Here is a 14658-nt window from a genome sequence, read left to right on the forward strand (position 1 = left end):
GCTAGTCGCTGTTACGGATCCCAAGACGACGCAGGACGCTGTCAATCCCTTCCCTGAGCAGAAGCGAAGCAAAGTGCTTTTGCTCCTGTTCCGTCATTTCGCGCAGCGAGCTGAGTATCAGGCTCTCTGACGAATTTTCGACCGGTATCATGCCGATCGTTACTGCGTTATGGCTTTGCCGCGTGGCGCTGAGAAGAAAGTCGCGAACCTGCTGATTTACGTGAATCAAACGCGCCTTACCACCTTGCACCCCGGGCCTGGGCGAAGTTTCCCAGCCCTGCTTACGAACCCATTTATTAATGGTCTGGCGGCTAAATCCCGTTTCCTGCGCCAGCTCTTCCGGAGTCATCCTTTCCTTGAGCATAGTATTTCCCGAAGTTGCGTAAGGTTATTACGGGTTCATTTTATAACATCCTTTTACGAGAAAACGTTAATGTGGCGGGTTTTGTGAGCCGCTACGCGGCTAAGAATGCGAAAACGCTGGCTTTTTCAGCATTTGAACAGCGAGGGCGATTTTGCCGTTGACACTCTGGTGTGGAATTCTTATCATGCCGCCCGTTAACACGATTTGATGTGTTCGCAACGGGGCTATAGCTCAGCTGGGAGAGCGCCTGCATGGCATGCAGGAGGTCAGCGGTTCGATCCCGCTTAGCTCCACCAAACCTTCATCCCGCAAGGTCTGGTGCGTAACAAAACATCTTCGTGGGGCTATAGCTCAGCTGGGAGAGCGCCTGCATGGCATGCAGGAGGTCAGCGGTTCGATCCCGCTTAGCTCCACCACCTTTCAAACCCTCGCTGAAAAGCGGGGGTTTTTTGTTTTCCCGTCGTTAAAATTATACTTACACACAAACTGTGAATTGGTTACATATTCTTATTTAGTGACAGCGTGGAGTCTGAATATAATTCCGGGCTTGCACTGTATACGAAATAAACATACCATCCTGGCCGCTATTAATTGCATACAGGATCGAATTATTAACCATAATGATAAATAAATATTACACTTCATTTAAATATAACCTCATAGCGTTTGCATTATGTTTACTGGTGCTGCCTTTTTCCCGTGTTATTGCTCCCCGGGCGATTATTGAAGGGCAGGCGCTGTATCTGACCTGGCTACCCCTGAGCGTAATGCTGGCGCTGCTGCTTATTTTTGGTCGCCATGCTATCGCCGGTATTTGCATTACCCTGGCGCTGGTCAATTATAACGAGTGGCAGCTCTCTGCATTGCAGAACCTCACGCTGGTAGGGTGCCAGGTGATTCCGGTGCTGGCCTGCTGCGCGGCGGTGCGCCTGATCCTCGGGCGGCGCTGGCGCTACGGATTGCCGGATAGTCGCATGGGCGTCAGGATTTTCTGGTTAGGGTTTATCGCCCCGTGCCTGATGAAATTATTGATGGCGCTGGCGGGGAAATATGTCGCCTTTCCCGCTGAGATATCCTCATTTTTTATTTCCGATTCTGTTCTCTACCGCATCGTTGATACGTTAAGTTTAATTGTCGCATCACTGATGTTTACCCTGATTTTTTATTTCCCGTTACGCATGATATTAACGCCACGCTATGCGAAAACGCTGTGGCGGGCCTGTATTATTCCCTGCATGGCTGCGGATAAAAGATGCTTTGTTATCGGCTGGATTAGTACCCTCGCATTAACTCTGATATTGCTCTGTTCTTCCCATAATTCGATTCTACTGAGTGGCTATCTGGTGCCGATAATTTTTGTCATTTTCACACTTGGCATTCGCAAGCTTGGGCATCGCTTTATTTTACTCAGCTGGTCAGTTTCAGCGTGGCTGCTTCTGACCTATAACCATAATTTCCTGCTCGGGCTGAAGAGCGAGTATTCACTCTCATTTGCGCTGTCGGTGTTCGTCTCGTTTACTATCTGCCTGCTCTATATGACCCGGCTGTTCCGCAAAAGCGAATGGGCGAAACGCCTCTGGCAGGAGCAGGCGCTCACTGACCCTCTGACGCAGCTGCCGAACCTGCGCGCGCTGGAGCAGAGCCTGACCCAGCATCAGACCCCGTACCTGTGCTGTCTGCGCATGAACAACCTGGAGTTTCTCAGCCGTCACTACGGCATGATGATGCGTGTGCACTGCAAGGTCACCATCAACAAGCTGCTACAGCAATGGCTGCAGGAAGGGGAGTGCGTATTCCAGCTGCCGGGCAACGAGCTGCTGATAAGCCTGACCGGCCCGGCCCCCCAGGCGCGACTCACGCATATGGTCGAGTCGCTCAACAGCCGTAAGATCCGCTGGAATCATCACTGGCTGGAGATCGATTTCAGCGCCGCATGGGCGGTGGCAGACAGCGATATCACTAACCTGCAACCGACTCTCGGCCAGCTCAGCTATCTGGCGGAGCAGGCATCGGCGGCGGACCGGGTGCTGCCGCTGAACGGCAGACAGGCGGTGGTATCGGGCCAGACCAGCGAGCGGGTATTTATGCTGCAGAAGGTGAAGCGCGCGCTGGATGAAGGCGGTGTGCTGCTGCATGCCCAGCCGATAGTAAACGCCAGCGGGCAGGGGTATCACGAAATTCTTACCCGACTGAACTGCGACGGCGAAATCATTACGCCGGACAAATTCATTCCCATTATTGCCCAGTTCAATCTGAGCGCCCGCTTTGATCTGCTGGTGGTGGAAACGATGCTGGCATGGCTGCAGGCGCATCCGGCTCAGCAGAACACGCCGCGTTTCTCGGTCAACCTGATGCCGATGACGCTGATGCGTAAGGATACCGCCCAGCACATTATCGCGCTGTTTACGCGCTACGCCGTGCCGGTCAGCCACGTCATCATTGAAATCACCGAAGAGCAGGCGTTTTCCCACTCCGAAGCCAGTATTCAGAATCTCAGCCTGCTGCGTGCTGCGGGATTCAGTATCGCCATTGATGACTTTGGCACCGGGTATGCCAATTACGAGCGGCTGAAAAGCCTGCAGGCCAGCATCATCAAAATCGACGGCAGCTTTGTGAAGGATATTGTCACCGACTCGATGGATGCCATGATTGTGAAATCTATCTGCGAGCTGGCGCGGGTGAAAAACCTTAGCGTGGTGGCGGAATTCGTTGAAACCGAGGCTCAGCGCGAACTGCTGCTGCGTCTTGGGGTGGAATATTTACAGGGCTGGCTCACCGGAAAACCGCAGCCGCTCGCCGATCTGCAGGCATAAAAAAACCGGAGCCGTGGCTCCGGTTTTGGTCTGGAAAACTTACAGTACCAGCGCAGCGATTGATGCAGAGAGCACGCTCACCAGCGTTGAACCGTATACCAGCTTCAGGCCGAAGCGGGAAACCACGTTACCCTGCTCTTCGTTCAGGCCTTTGATCGCACCGGCGATGATGCCGATAGAGGAGAAGTTCGCGAAGGAGACGAGGAATACGGACAGAATGCCTTCCGCACGCGGCGACAGCGTGGTGGCAATTTTCTGCAAATCCATCATCGCAACGAATTCATTAGAGACCAGTTTGGTCGCCATGATACTGCCCACCTGCAGCGCTTCCTGCGCCGGCACGCCCATCACCCAGGCCACCGGGTAGAAGATGTAGCCGAGGATACCCTGGAAGGAGATGCCCAGTACCGCCGCGAACAGCGCGTTAAGACCGGAGATCAGGGCGATAAAGCCGATCAGCATCGCGGCAACGATAATTGCGACTTTGAAACCTGCCAGAATGTACTCACCGAGCATTTCGAAGAAGCTCTGACCTTCATGCAGATTCGCCATCTGCAGATCTTCTTCGTTTTCAACGCGGTACGGGTTGATGATGGAGAGCACGATAAAGGTGCTGAACATGTTAAGCACCAGCGCTGCCACAACGTACTGCGGCTTCAGCATGGTCATGTAAGCACCGACGATCGACATCGATACGGTAGACATCGCGGTGGCCGCCATGGTGTACATGCGGTTTTGCGACATCTTGCCAAGAATATCCTTATAGGCGATGAAGTTTTCTGATTGTCCCAGAATCAGCGAGCTTACCGCGTTGAAAGATTCCAGCTTACCCATACCGTTCACTTTAGAGAGAACCGTACCGATAGAGCGGATGATAATCGGCAGGATACGAATATGCTGCAGAATACCGATTAACGCGGAAATAAAGACGATAGGGCAAAGCACTTTCAGGAAGAAGAAAGCCAGACCCTGGTCGTTCATATTGCCAAATACGAAGTTCGTCCCTTCATTCGCGAAGCCGAGCAGCTTCTCGAACATATCGGCGAAGCCCTTTACAAAGCCCAGACCGACGTTAGAGTTAAGGAAGAACCACGCAAGCAGCACTTCGATCACTAACAGCAGACCGATATAGTTTAAACGAATTTTTTTGCGGTCATTGCTGACCAGCCAGGCAAGCAGTGCGACAAACGCGAGTGCCAGAATAAAGTGCAGAACGCGGGACATGTGTGCTCCGAATATGAGGCAGGTTAAGTTTCGGTGCACATTCTATGCAACAAGCATGAATAAAACGAGATCAAATGCACAGTATAGTAATGCCATGTGACGTGACTCAAAAATAGTGATCTGCCATACATTTCCGCTATGTTAAGTAAAGAAGTGAAAAGTTAAATTGCTGTGCTACACTTTTCCTTACGTCCCGCCACAAGCGGGCCTCGATTCATACTCCTGCCTTCTATCGATTTCAGCTATCACAATCATCACGTTAAATGCTCTTAATGATCTTGATAATCATTCGCATTTTGATAGCATGAAACATAGCAAAGGCTATATCTCAGAGGCAGAGCATGACTAACAGTCGCGTTGAAAGAAGCAGTGGGCGTACAGCGCGTAAAATGCGGCTCGCCCTGATGGGGCCGGCATTTATTGCCGCCATTGGCTATATCGATCCCGGTAACTTCGCCACCAATATTCAGGCCGGTGCCGCATTTGGCTACCAGCTGCTGTGGGTGGTGGTCTGGGCGAACCTGATGGCAATGCTGATCCAGGTGCTGTCGGCCAAGCTCGGCATTGCCACCGGGAAAAACCTGGCGGAGCAGATCCGCGATCACTATCCGCGTCCGGTAGTCTGGTTCTACTGGGTGCAGGCGGAAATCATCGCTATGGCCACCGATCTGGCCGAATTTATCGGGGCGGCTATCGGCTTCAAGCTGCTGCTTGGCGTTTCGCTGTTACAAGGAGCCATTCTTACCGGGATCGCCACCTTCCTGATCCTGATGCTGCAAAGCCGGGGCCAGAAACCGCTGGAAAGAGTGATCGGCGGTCTGTTGCTGTTTGTGGCGGCGGCCTACATCGTTGAGCTGATCTTCTCCCAGCCAGCGCTGGCACCGCTCGCCAGGGGCATGGCAATCCCGAGCCTGCCGAATACCGAAGCGGTGTATCTGGCCGCTGGCGTGCTGGGCGCAACCATCATGCCGCACGTGATTTACCTGCACTCTTCCCTGACCCAGAACCTGCACGACGGCAGCCGCAAAGAGCGCTACAGCGCCACAAAATGGGACGTGGCGATTGCCATGACCATCGCCGGCTTCGTTAACCTCGCTATGATGGCTACCGCAGCAGCGGCGTTTCACTTCAGCGGCCACACCGGCGTGGCGGATCTCGATGAAGCTTACCTGACGCTGGAGCCGCTGTTGAGCCATGCCGCGGCAACTATCTTCGGTTTAAGCCTGGTGGCTGCCGGTCTGTCATCCACCGTAGTCGGCACCCTCGCCGGACAGGTGGTGATGCAGGGATTTGTACGCTTCCATATCCCACTCTGGGTGCGTCGTTCCATTACCATGGCCCCGTCGTTCATTGTCATTCTGATGGGGCTGGACCCGACGCGTATTCTGGTGATGAGCCAGGTGCTGCTGAGCTTTGGTATCGCGCTGGCGCTGGTGCCGCTGCTGATCTTTACCAGCAATCCTAAGTTGATGGGCGAGCTGGTTAACACCACGCTGGTGCGACGTATCGGCTGGTTGATTGTGGTGCTGGTGGTTGCGCTCAATCTCTGGCTGCTGGTGGGCACCGCGATGGGGTTGTAACCGCAGGAAAGTAAAAAGGGAGCCGCGGCTCCCTTTTTTAATCAGTGGTGGTGTCTGTGCCCGTGTCCACGGCCATGTTTGCCCCAGCCGCGGTGATCGTCCCGGTCACGCCAGCCTTCGCGGTAGCCGCGCTCCCAGGCCTTGCGCTTGTCCCAGCCGCGATGCCAGCCGTTGTCGTGACGGTGCCAGCGGTTCTTACGCCATTCATAATTCCGGTGCCAGTAGTCGCGATCGCGCCAGTGGCCGCCGTCCCAGTAGTTCCCGCGGTCGTCGCGATCGCCAATGTGTAATTTTATGGACGGCAACAGGGTGATTTCCCCGGCGTTGGCCACTAATGGCGTGGCGACCAGTAGCGCTGCTGCAAGAATCAGTGACCTGAACATACTTCTCTCCTCACGATCATGGCCCCAGAGGCCTGTTGAGGAGGATGTTACAAAGCTGTAAAGCCCCTGAGCAGTGCTATTACTCTTAAACAGAGGCGATACCCTTACATTTAAGTTTAATCCTAAAAGGCCAGGCTTACGCGAGGATCGCGTCAATCTCCTGGCGCTCCGCCGCGCTGAATGCCCGGTTGCTCAGCATGGCAACCGCGTCGTCGATTTGCGCGGTCTTGCTGGCCCCAATCAGCACCGAGGTTACTTTCTCGTCGCGCAGCACCCAGGCCAGCGCCATCTGAGAAAGCTTTTGCCCGCGACGTTCGGCGATGGCATTGAGCTGGCGCACTTTTTCCAGCTTCGCTTCGGTGATCTGGTCCGGATTGAGAAAGCGGCTGTCGCTGGCCGCGCGGGAGTCCGCCGGAATGCCGTTGAGATAGCGATCGGTCAGCTGGCCGCCCGCCAGCGGTGAAAACGCGATGCTGCCGACGCCTTTTTCCTGCAGTACATCCAGCAGACCGTCTTCAACCCAGCGCTCAAACATCGAGTACTTCGGCTGGTGGATCAGGCACGGCGTGCCGAGCTGATTAAGAATGTCGATGGCTTCTGCGGCCTGCGTGGCAGGGTAGTTGGAAATACCCACGTACAGCGCTTTCCCCTGGCGCACCACGTGATCGAGTGCGCGCATGGTCTCTTCCAGCGGCGTGTCCGGATCAGGACGATGGTGGTAGAAAATGTCCACGTAGTCGACACCCATACGCTTCAGGCTCTGGTCGAGGCTGGAGATAAGATATTTACGCGAACCCCAGTCGCCATAAGGCCCATTCCACATGGTATAACCCGCTTTGGTGGAGAGGATCAGCTCGTCGCGCCAGGCGCTGAAGTCTTCCTTCAGAATACGGCCAAAGTTGCTCTCAGCCGAACCGGGAGGCGGGCCATAGTTGTTCGCCAGATCGAAGTGGGTGATGCCCAGGTCGAAAGCACGACGCAGCAGCTGACGGCTGTTTTCCACCAGCGTGGCATCGCCGAAGTTGTGCCACAGCCCAAGCGAAATAGCGGGAAGCTTTAAGCCGCTGCGGCCGCAGCGACGGTATTCCATGTTTTCATAGCGTGATGCATCTGGCTGATAGCCCATAGCGCTGCCCCATCAGTGAGAAAATGATAAGTGTATACGGTTACACAAAATCCGGCAGGCATCACCTTACTCTCTCTCTTTCACGCCCCCCGTGCGTTCTGTGAAATCCAGCATACAGAAGCTTGAAGCAGATCACACTCTACCCGGCGCGTGACTGGTAACGCTTCCAAAAAATTCTGACGTAGCGATATGACGCCAGGAGAAGCAGAAAATTCCCCTTGTCCGGGGGCGCATGTGGCGGCTCAATGTGGCGGGCGCGTGCGGGAGGCGCGCGTTACAGGCGAGCAGAAAGCGTATTCCCTTTCTGTGATTTGCTTCAATAATACCGGAGCCCTTATGCTATGGTCATTGTTGTTCTTGCGCCTTGAAATTACAGTGTTCCAGGGACTTATTCTGACTTAAGCGGAGCAGTTGAATAATGACAAAATATGCTTTGGTGGGTGATGTGGGTGGGACCAACGCCCGTCTGGCGCTTTGTGACCTCGCAACCGGCGACATTTCCTGCGAGAAAACCTGGTCCGGGCTGGACTATCCGTCGCTCGAAGCGGTGGTGCGCGTTTACCTTGAAGAGCAAAACGTGGCCGTGACCGATGGCTGTATCGCCATTGCCTGTCCGATTACCGGCGACTGGGTAGCGATGACGAACCACACGTGGGAATTCTCCATCGCCGAAATGAAAGCCAACCTCGGCTTTGATCATCTGGAAATCATCAACGACTTCACCGCTGTCTCAATGGCGATCCCGATGCTGAAACGGGATCACCTGATTCAGTTTGGCGGCACCGAACCGGTGGAAGGTAAACCTGTCGCCGTGTACGGAGCGGGCACCGGGCTGGGCGTCGCGCATCTGGTTCACGTCGATAAGCGCTGGGTCAGCCTGCCGGGCGAGGGCGGCCACGTCGATTTCGCGCCGAACAGCGAAGAAGAGGGAATTATCCTCGAAGAGCTGCGCGCAGAGCTGGGCCACGTTTCTGCAGAGCGCGTGCTGTCCGGGCCGGGGCTGGTCAACCTTTACCGCGCTATCGTTAAGTCAGACGGCCGCCTGCCGGAAAATCTGCTGCCAAAAGAGATCACCACCCGTGCGCTGTCAGACACCTGCATCGACTGCCGTCGCGCGCTGTCGCTGTTCTGCGTCATCATGGGGCGCTTCGGCGGCAACCTGGCGCTGAACCTCGGTACCTTTGGCGGGGTCTATATCGCAGGCGGCATCGTGCCGCGCTTCCTCGACTTCTTCCGCGCGTCGGGCTTCCGTGGCGGGTTTGAAGATAAGGGCCGCTTCAGAAGCTACGTCCAGGATATTCCGGTCTATCTGATCGTGCATGACAACCCGGGCCTGCTGGGGGCCGGCGCGCATCTGCGTCAGACGCTGGGACAGGTACTGTAAACGTAAAGGGCGCCAGACGGCGCCTTTACTGTATGTCGCGCTACAGGCGCATCAGCTGGCGGAACTCCTTCACCTTGCTGCGGCTCACTGGCACCTGAAAATCGAGATCCCGCAGGCGCAGAATGTAGGTGTTGTTAAACCAGGGTTCAATTTCACGGATTTTGCTCAGGTTAACGCAATACGAGCGGTGGCAGCGGAAGAAGTGCGCCTCCGGCAGGCGGCTGCAAAATTCGGTGATGTTCATCGGCATCACGTAAGCCTCTTTGCGCGTATAAACAAACGTCATCTTCTCGTGCGCTTCGGCGTAGTAAATGTCGTTGATGTCGGTAACGATGATGCGCTCATCTTTGATCAGGTTAATGGTCGCGCTTTCCCGGCTGGCGGGCGCTGCGGCCTGCGGCTGTTGCTGCTGAGCAGCGGCTTCCAGCTTCTGCAACATGGTGATGATGCGCGACTCCTGATACGGCTTAAGGATGTAATCAAACGCCTCCAGCTCGAAGGCTTCTACCGCATGTTCTTTCCAGGCGGTGATAAACACGATAAACGGCTTATGCGCGAACTGGCTGATATTTTGCGCCAGCAGTACGCCGTCGAGCGAAGGAATGTTGATGTCGAGAAAAATGGCGTCCACCTTGTTGTGCTGCAAAAACTTCAGCACGTCCAGCCCGTCCTCAAAGGTGCCGACGATCTCCATCTGACTGTGGGTTTTTATCAGCCAGCTCAGCTCCTGCTGGGCCAGCACCTCATCCTCGACGATGATAACTTTCATCCTTTCTCCTCAGGCCAGGGCGCCGCGGCGGCCATCTGCTGCGACGGGGCGGTGTTCGGGACGTAAAACGCAATTTCGGTGCCGGGATCGAGACGACGGATATGCAGCCCTTCGCCATAGAGCAGTTTCACCCGGTGATGCACATTCAACAGGCCAATCTTGTTGCCCGGCATCTCGTTCGCCTCTACGCGGTCAATCACCTGCTGGTCGATGCCGTGTCCGGTATCGCGCACCGCAATGCGCACCCGGTTTCCGGCCTCGGCGATGCTGATGGTTACCACGCCTTTGCCTTTACGCGGCTGAATGCCGTGCACAATGGCGTTCTCTACCAGCGGCTGGATCAGCAGGCTCGGCACCACGCAGTTCACCTCTTCGTCAATATCGTAGATCACCGTCAGCTTATCGCCGAAGCGCGCCTGCTCAATGGCGATGTAATCCTTGATCTGATACAGCTCGCGCTTGATGTCGATCTGCTCGTCATCTTTTAATTCAAGGTTATAGCGCAGGTAGCGCGAGAGATTAAAAATCAGCTGGCGTGCGGTGTCCGGATTGAGCCGTATTGAAGAGGAGATCGCGTTCAGGGCGTTAAACAGGAAGTGCGGATTGATTTTGCTCTGCAGCGCGCGCAGCTCCGCTTTATTCGCCATCTCGCGCAGCTGCTCGGCGCGGGAGACTTCCAGCTGGGTGGAGATAATCTGCGACAGGCCAACCGCCATCTCCTGCAGCGACGAGGTGATCTGGTGCGCGTGGCAGTAGTAGATCTTCAGCGTGCCGGTTACTTCCCCTTTTTCCCACAGCGGGATCACGATCATCGAGTGAATTTCCGGGGTGCGGTGCGCTTCATCATTGTTTTTGATAATGATTTTGCCGTAGCGGATCGCCTGCCAGGTGGTCGGGCTCAGCGAGTCATTGCCCCGGCGGTAGTTCTCTTCCCCCACGCCGACGTAGGCCAGCACGCGCTCGTTGTTGGTAATCGCCGCCGCATCGGCATTGATATCCCGGCGAATGATCTCGCACACCTGGCGCAGCGACTCGCCGTTCACTTTGCGAAACAGCGGCAGCGTCTTGTTAGCGATATCCAGCGCCAGCTTCGCCTGCCGCGCGGCGATGGCCTCTTTTTCGCCCTCTACGCTCTGCACCAGCAGCACGATAAAGCCGATAGAAACGGTGCCGAGGATCATCGGAATACCGATCTTCGACACGATATCCAGCCCCAGCGAAACAGAAGGTGCCCAGAGCACCACCAGGATCATGGTCAGGGTTTCGCACAGCATCCCGCCGAGGATGCCGGCGCGCCAGCGCTGCGCTTTCGGCACTTTAACGTGGATCCAGCCGGCGATAAATCCGGCAGTGATGCTGGTGATAAGACAAGGTATGGAAGTAATGCCGCCAATATCGATGAGATAGCGGTGAACCCCGGCGATCACGCCGGTAATGGCACCGACCCACGGGCCAAACAGAATGCCCCCGGCCATCACCGCGATAATACGCACATTAACCAGCGATCCTTCGACGTGCACCCCTGACCAGGTGCTGAACAGGGCAAACATTGAGAAGATTGCCGTGACCGCCAGCAGCTCTTTCGGCGTATGGGCATTCTTATGCAGCAGCTCGCGGAACAGGCGGATTCGGATCAGAAAGAACAGGCAGATGAGCATCAGCGCGGCGCGATCGAACACCGCCAGCAGCATGTTAAAGATATCGTGCACGGGTTATCCACGGCAGGCAGTAAAAGAGGCATCATAGAAAACCTGACGCGGAATGACCAGCGCTGTGCGTGCAGCAGGCGATATCCGGAAAACCTTTTTTATAAAAGGGGTTTTATGGTTTGTAACAATGCGAGCCTGGCAGCGGGCAGATGACGCGGATCGTAATAAGAGGCGGGTAACCTGTATGTTGCCGCAGGGTTACTGGCCGCGCGCAGGGATTTCCGCTTTTTTATTTTGCCGAAATGGACTTCCCCTTTACGCGCCAGAAAATTATTTTTTGCTTTCCCTCTCGACAGCATAAAATTTTTCAGGCTATTTTCTCTACAGGCCACGTTTGTGGCAGCGTCGCTCGGACGGTCCGGGCGCTTACGTCATCTGAGAGGAAACCATGGCTGATTCCAGTCCTGTTCGTCGTTTTTCGCGTATCGATCGTCTTCCCCCGTATGTATTCAATATCACTGCTGAACTGAAAATGGCTGCGCGTCGGCGTGGCGAAGACATTATCGATTTCAGCATGGGTAACCCCGATGGCGCGACTCCGCCGCACATCGTGGAAAAACTCTGCACCGTGGCTCAGCGCCCGGACACCCACGGCTACTCCACCTCGCGCGGCATTCCGCGTCTGCGCCGCGCCATTTCGCGCTGGTATCAGGATCGTTATCAGGTGGATATCGACCCGGAAAGCGAAGCCATTGTCACCATCGGCTCCAAAGAGGGGCTGGCGCACCTGATGCTGGCGACGCTAGACCACGGTGATACCGTGCTGGTGCCCAATCCCAGCTACCCGATTCACATCTACGGTGCCGTGATTGCCGGCGCCCAGGTGCGCTCCGTACCGCTGGTGGAAGGAGTCGATTTCTTTAACGAGCTGGAGCGCGCCATCCGCGAGAGCTATCCCAAGCCGAAAATGATGATCCTCGGCTTCCCGTCGAATCCGACCGCGCAGTGCGTGGAGCTGGAGTTCTTCGAGAAAGTGGTGGCGCTGGCGAAACGCTACGACGTGCTGGTGGTTCACGATCTCGCTTACGCTGATATCGTGTATGACGGCTGGAAAGCCCCGTCCATCATGCAGGTGCCGGGCGCGCGCGACGTGGCGGTGGAGTTCTTCACTCTCTCCAAGAGCTACAACATGGCGGGCTGGCGCATTGGTTTCATGGTCGGCAACCAGCAACTGGTGAGCGCGCTGGCGCGGATCAAGAGCTATCACGATTACGGCACCTTCACCCCGCTGCAGGTGGCGGCCATCGCCGCGCTGGAAGGGGACCAGCAGTGCGTCCGCGACATCGCTGAGCAGTACAAACGCCGCCGCGACGTGCTGGTCAAAGGGCTGCACGAAGCGGGCTGGATGGTAGAGTGCCCGAAAGCCTCGATGTATGTCTGGGCAAAAATTCCGGAGCAGTATGCTGCGATGGGCTCGCTGGAGTTCGCGAAAAAGCTGCTGCAGGACGCGAAAGTCTGCGTCTCACCGGGGATTGGTTTCGGGGATTATGGCGACACTCACGTGCGCTTCGCGCTGATTGAGAACCGCGACCGTATTCGCCAGGCGGTGAGAGGCATTAAAGCAATGTTCCGGGCCGACGGCCTGCTGCCGAAAGAGAGCAAAGCGCAGACCGAAAGCGCAGAATAAAAAAAGGAGCCGAAAGGCTCCTTTTTCAATGGCGCTGCTCAGATCATGAGGGCGAAAGTACCGGCCCAAAGTAAGACGATTACCGATACGCCCATAAAGAAATATTTCACGTTACATCGCTCCGCATGCATAAACATGCACAAATCATTCACGCAAGGTTCTAGTATAGAGAGGTGGAGCCACCGCTGTACCACTTTGGGATAAATCCCCCGGTCAGCCTGCCGCTGCACCTGAAATTCTCGGCTACTTGGGTAGCCTGCGGGCGCTACTGTAATCCTTTATTTCGGGCTAAACAAGCGGTGGCAGGGGCGGGCAAATAAAAATAGTTTTCGCCCGGTAACCGTTGCGCGCCGGGCGTAATTTTTTGCTAAAAATAAAAGACTTAGCGCCAGCCATGCGTGCATGAAACCGCAGGCTTTATGACTACAGCCAGCCCGAGCGCTTCAGCTTCCAGTAGAGCAGCCAGCACACCGCCACGGTCCCGCCCATCGCCAGCGGATAGCCGTAAAGTGAATCCAGCTCCGGCATATGCTCAAAGTTCATGCCGTACATGCTGAACACCACCGTCGGCACCACCAGAATCGCCCCCCAGCCCGCCAGCTTTTTCACCACTTCGTTCTGCTGCACCGTCACCAGCGCCAGGTTAACGTGCATCGCGCTGGTGAGCATCTCGCGCATGTCCTCGGTATCCATCACCACATGGTGGGCGTGATCCTGCACGTCGCGCAGATAAGGGCGCAGCGCTTTGGGGATGATGTCCTCATGCAGGCGAATCAACTGGTTACAGATCTCATCCACCGGCAGCGCCGCGTTGCGGATCGCCAGCAGATGACGGCGTAGCATATAGACGTTCTGCACCTCCTGGCGATCGAACTCGCTGCAGAACATATTGCCCTCCAGCTCGTTGATGCGGGTGGTCAGTGATGAGGTGATTTCCAGATAGTTATCGACGATAAAATCGAGCAGGCAGTAAAGCGCATACCCCGGCCCGTGCTCCAGCATCTCCGGACGCTCCTCAACGCGGGTACGCAGCGGCGCATAGCTCTCGGAAGCACCGTGGCGCACGCTTATCAGAAAGTTTTTACCGACGAACAGGTGGGTTTCGCCAAATTCGATATTGTTATTTTCGTCCCGGCACGCGGTTTTCACCACGATAAAGATCGAGTCGCCGTACTGCTCGATTTTGGGCCGCTGATGGGCGGTCAGCGCATCTTCAATGGCCAGCTCGTGCAGCCCGAACTCATGCTGAATGGTCTGCATAAACGGCTCATCCGGCTGCCACAGCCCCAGCCAGATAAACGCATCCGGCTCCTGAACCGCGTCGCTGATATCGTCGATATCAATCGTGCGCGCCGCTTGCCCTGGACGATAAACCCGACTGTTAATAATCATGTGTCGCTCCCTGCTGTCTCGTTTAACGTTAACTATAACGCGCTTTGCTGGCGTGTGAGGGTGCAGCGGGGGAATTCGGGGGATTCCGTGCGGCGGAAGAATCAGTGGAAAAAAGAGGAAGAGGAGAAGAGGCGCTGGAATATGTCCCCTGCAGGAATCGAACCTGCAACTAGCCCTTAGGAGGGGCTCGTTATATCCATTTAACTAAGGGGACAACGCGGCCGCTAGTATACCTTTTTTTCATCACGCGTTAAGCGTAACGCGGCCGTTTGCTCATTCTGTCGCCA

Annotated in this window: 12 protein-coding genes and 3 tRNA genes; 6 read left to right on the top strand and 9 right to left on the bottom strand. The window is 55.7% G+C overall.

What is annotated here, in order from left to right; translation table 11 throughout:
* Position 1: 1 nt before the first annotated feature.
* Entirely contained in the window at positions 2 to 364 is a 363-nt protein-coding gene (locus ET34_RS0106395) for a YfeC-like transcriptional regulator (RefSeq protein ID WP_031520470.1), read from the bottom strand.
* 220 nt (positions 365 to 584) lie between these two features.
* Here ET34_RS0106395 and ET34_RS0106400 point away from each other — a divergent pair.
* The 3 genes from ET34_RS0106400 (at position 585) to ET34_RS0106410 (ending at position 3177) form a co-directional block, all read left to right on the top strand.
* Positions 585 to 660, top strand: a tRNA-Ala gene (locus ET34_RS0106400).
* Positions 661 to 704: 44 nt separating this feature from the next.
* A tRNA-Ala gene (locus ET34_RS0106405) sits at positions 705 to 780 on the top strand.
* Between the two features lie 204 nt (positions 781 to 984).
* On the top strand, positions 985 to 3177 hold the full coding sequence (locus ET34_RS0106410; RefSeq protein WP_031520472.1) for a sensor domain-containing phosphodiesterase: 2193 nt from the start codon (positions 985 to 987) through the stop codon (positions 3175 to 3177).
* A 39-nt stretch (positions 3178 to 3216) separates the two neighbouring features.
* On the opposite strand, the gene ET34_RS0106415 is transcribed toward ET34_RS0106410, so the two are convergent.
* A complete protein-coding gene (locus ET34_RS0106415) occupies positions 3217 to 4401 on the bottom strand; it encodes a NupC/NupG family nucleoside CNT transporter (RefSeq protein WP_031520473.1) in 1185 nt (394 codons plus the stop codon).
* A gap of 323 nt (positions 4402 to 4724) precedes the next feature.
* Here ET34_RS0106415 and ET34_RS0106420 point away from each other — a divergent pair, with 323 nt between their 5' ends.
* Positions 4725 to 5981 (top strand): Nramp family divalent metal transporter, encoded by a 1257-nt coding sequence (locus ET34_RS0106420; RefSeq protein WP_264386197.1) that lies wholly within the window; start codon positions 4725 to 4727, stop codon positions 5979 to 5981.
* 41 nt (positions 5982 to 6022) lie between these two features.
* Here ET34_RS0106420 and ypeC read toward each other — a convergent pair whose 3' ends face one another.
* Complete coding sequence (gene ypeC, locus ET34_RS0106425) at positions 6023 to 6364, bottom strand: DUF2502 domain-containing protein YpeC (RefSeq protein WP_031520477.1); 342 nt, start codon at positions 6362 to 6364, stop codon at positions 6023 to 6025.
* Positions 6365 to 6500: 136 nt separating this feature from the next.
* Complete coding sequence (gene mgrA / locus ET34_RS0106430) at positions 6501 to 7490, bottom strand: L-glyceraldehyde 3-phosphate reductase (protein WP_031520478.1); 990 nt, start codon at positions 7488 to 7490, stop codon at positions 6501 to 6503.
* A 418-nt stretch (positions 7491 to 7908) separates the two neighbouring features.
* Here mgrA and glk point away from each other — a divergent pair, with 418 nt between their 5' ends.
* Positions 7909 to 8874: a glucokinase gene (glk, locus tag ET34_RS0106435; protein ID WP_031520480.1), complete on the top strand. Its 966-nt coding sequence runs from the start codon at positions 7909 to 7911 to the stop codon at positions 8872 to 8874.
* A gap of 40 nt (positions 8875 to 8914) precedes the next feature.
* On the opposite strand, the gene ET34_RS0106440 is transcribed toward glk, so the two are convergent.
* Both ET34_RS0106440 and ET34_RS0106445 read right to left on the bottom strand, forming a co-directional pair.
* Positions 8915 to 9643, bottom strand: a complete 729-nt coding sequence (locus ET34_RS0106440) for a LytR/AlgR family response regulator transcription factor (protein WP_031520482.1) — start codon at positions 9641 to 9643, stop codon at positions 8915 to 8917.
* Entirely contained in the window at positions 9640 to 11352 is a 1713-nt protein-coding gene (locus ET34_RS0106445) for a sensor histidine kinase (protein ID WP_051640489.1), read from the bottom strand. The genes ET34_RS0106440 and ET34_RS0106445 overlap by 4 nt, the downstream gene beginning before the upstream one ends.
* A 388-nt stretch (positions 11353 to 11740) precedes the next feature.
* Between ET34_RS0106445 and alaC the strand changes: the two genes are divergently transcribed.
* The gene (alaC, locus tag ET34_RS0106450) at positions 11741 to 12979 is read left to right on the top strand and encodes an alanine transaminase (RefSeq protein WP_031520485.1); all 1239 of its coding nucleotides are present in this window, start codon (positions 11741 to 11743) and stop codon (positions 12977 to 12979) included.
* Between the two features lie 38 nt (positions 12980 to 13017).
* On the opposite strand, the gene ypdK is transcribed toward alaC, so the two are convergent.
* From ypdK to ET34_RS0106460, 3 genes are all read right to left on the bottom strand, one after another.
* Positions 13018 to 13116, bottom strand: a complete 99-nt coding sequence (ypdK, locus tag ET34_RS23180) for a membrane protein YpdK (protein ID WP_201770424.1) — start codon at positions 13114 to 13116, stop codon at positions 13018 to 13020.
* 286 nt (positions 13117 to 13402) lie between these two features.
* Positions 13403 to 14371, bottom strand: coding sequence for a magnesium/cobalt transporter CorA (gene corA, locus ET34_RS0106455; RefSeq protein ID WP_031520487.1), 969 nt, complete (start codon positions 14369 to 14371; stop codon positions 13403 to 13405).
* A gap of 142 nt (positions 14372 to 14513) precedes the next feature.
* Positions 14514 to 14585, bottom strand: a tRNA-Arg gene (locus tag ET34_RS0106460).
* Positions 14586 to 14658 lie beyond the last annotated feature (73 nt).

The sequence above is a fragment of the Siccibacter colletis genome (genome assembly GCF_000696575.1).
GTDB lineage: Bacteria > Pseudomonadota > Gammaproteobacteria > Enterobacterales > Enterobacteriaceae > Siccibacter > Siccibacter colletis.

What these genes read in the sequence shown, in the direction of transcription:
- alaC (WP_031520485.1), top strand. Translation starts at nt 11,741, where the DNA reads ATGGCTGATTCCAGTCCTGTTCGTCGTTTTTCGCGTATCGATCGTCTT.
- ET34_RS0106395 (WP_031520470.1), bottom strand. Translation starts at nt 364, where the DNA reads ATGCTCAAGGAAAGGATGACTCCGGAAGAGCTGGCGCAGGAAACGGGA.
- ET34_RS0106415 (WP_031520473.1), bottom strand. Translation starts at nt 4,401, where the DNA reads ATGTCCCGCGTTCTGCACTTTATTCTGGCACTCGCGTTTGTCGCACTG.
- corA (WP_031520487.1), bottom strand. Translation starts at nt 14,371, where the DNA reads ATGATTATTAACAGTCGGGTTTATCGTCCAGGGCAAGCGGCGCGCACG.
- mgrA (WP_031520478.1), bottom strand. Translation starts at nt 7,490, where the DNA reads ATGGGCTATCAGCCAGATGCATCACGCTATGAAAACATGGAATACCGT.
- ET34_RS0106410 (WP_031520472.1), top strand. Translation starts at nt 985, where the DNA reads ATGATAAATAAATATTACACTTCATTTAAATATAACCTCATAGCGTTT.
- ypeC (WP_031520477.1), bottom strand. Translation starts at nt 6,364, where the DNA reads ATGTTCAGGTCACTGATTCTTGCAGCAGCGCTACTGGTCGCCACGCCA.
- ypdK (WP_201770424.1), bottom strand. Translation starts at nt 13,116, where the DNA reads ATGTTTATGCATGCGGAGCGATGTAACGTGAAATATTTCTTTATGGGC.
- glk (WP_031520480.1), top strand. Translation starts at nt 7,909, where the DNA reads ATGACAAAATATGCTTTGGTGGGTGATGTGGGTGGGACCAACGCCCGT.
- ET34_RS0106440 (WP_031520482.1), bottom strand. Translation starts at nt 9,643, where the DNA reads ATGAAAGTTATCATCGTCGAGGATGAGGTGCTGGCCCAGCAGGAGCTG.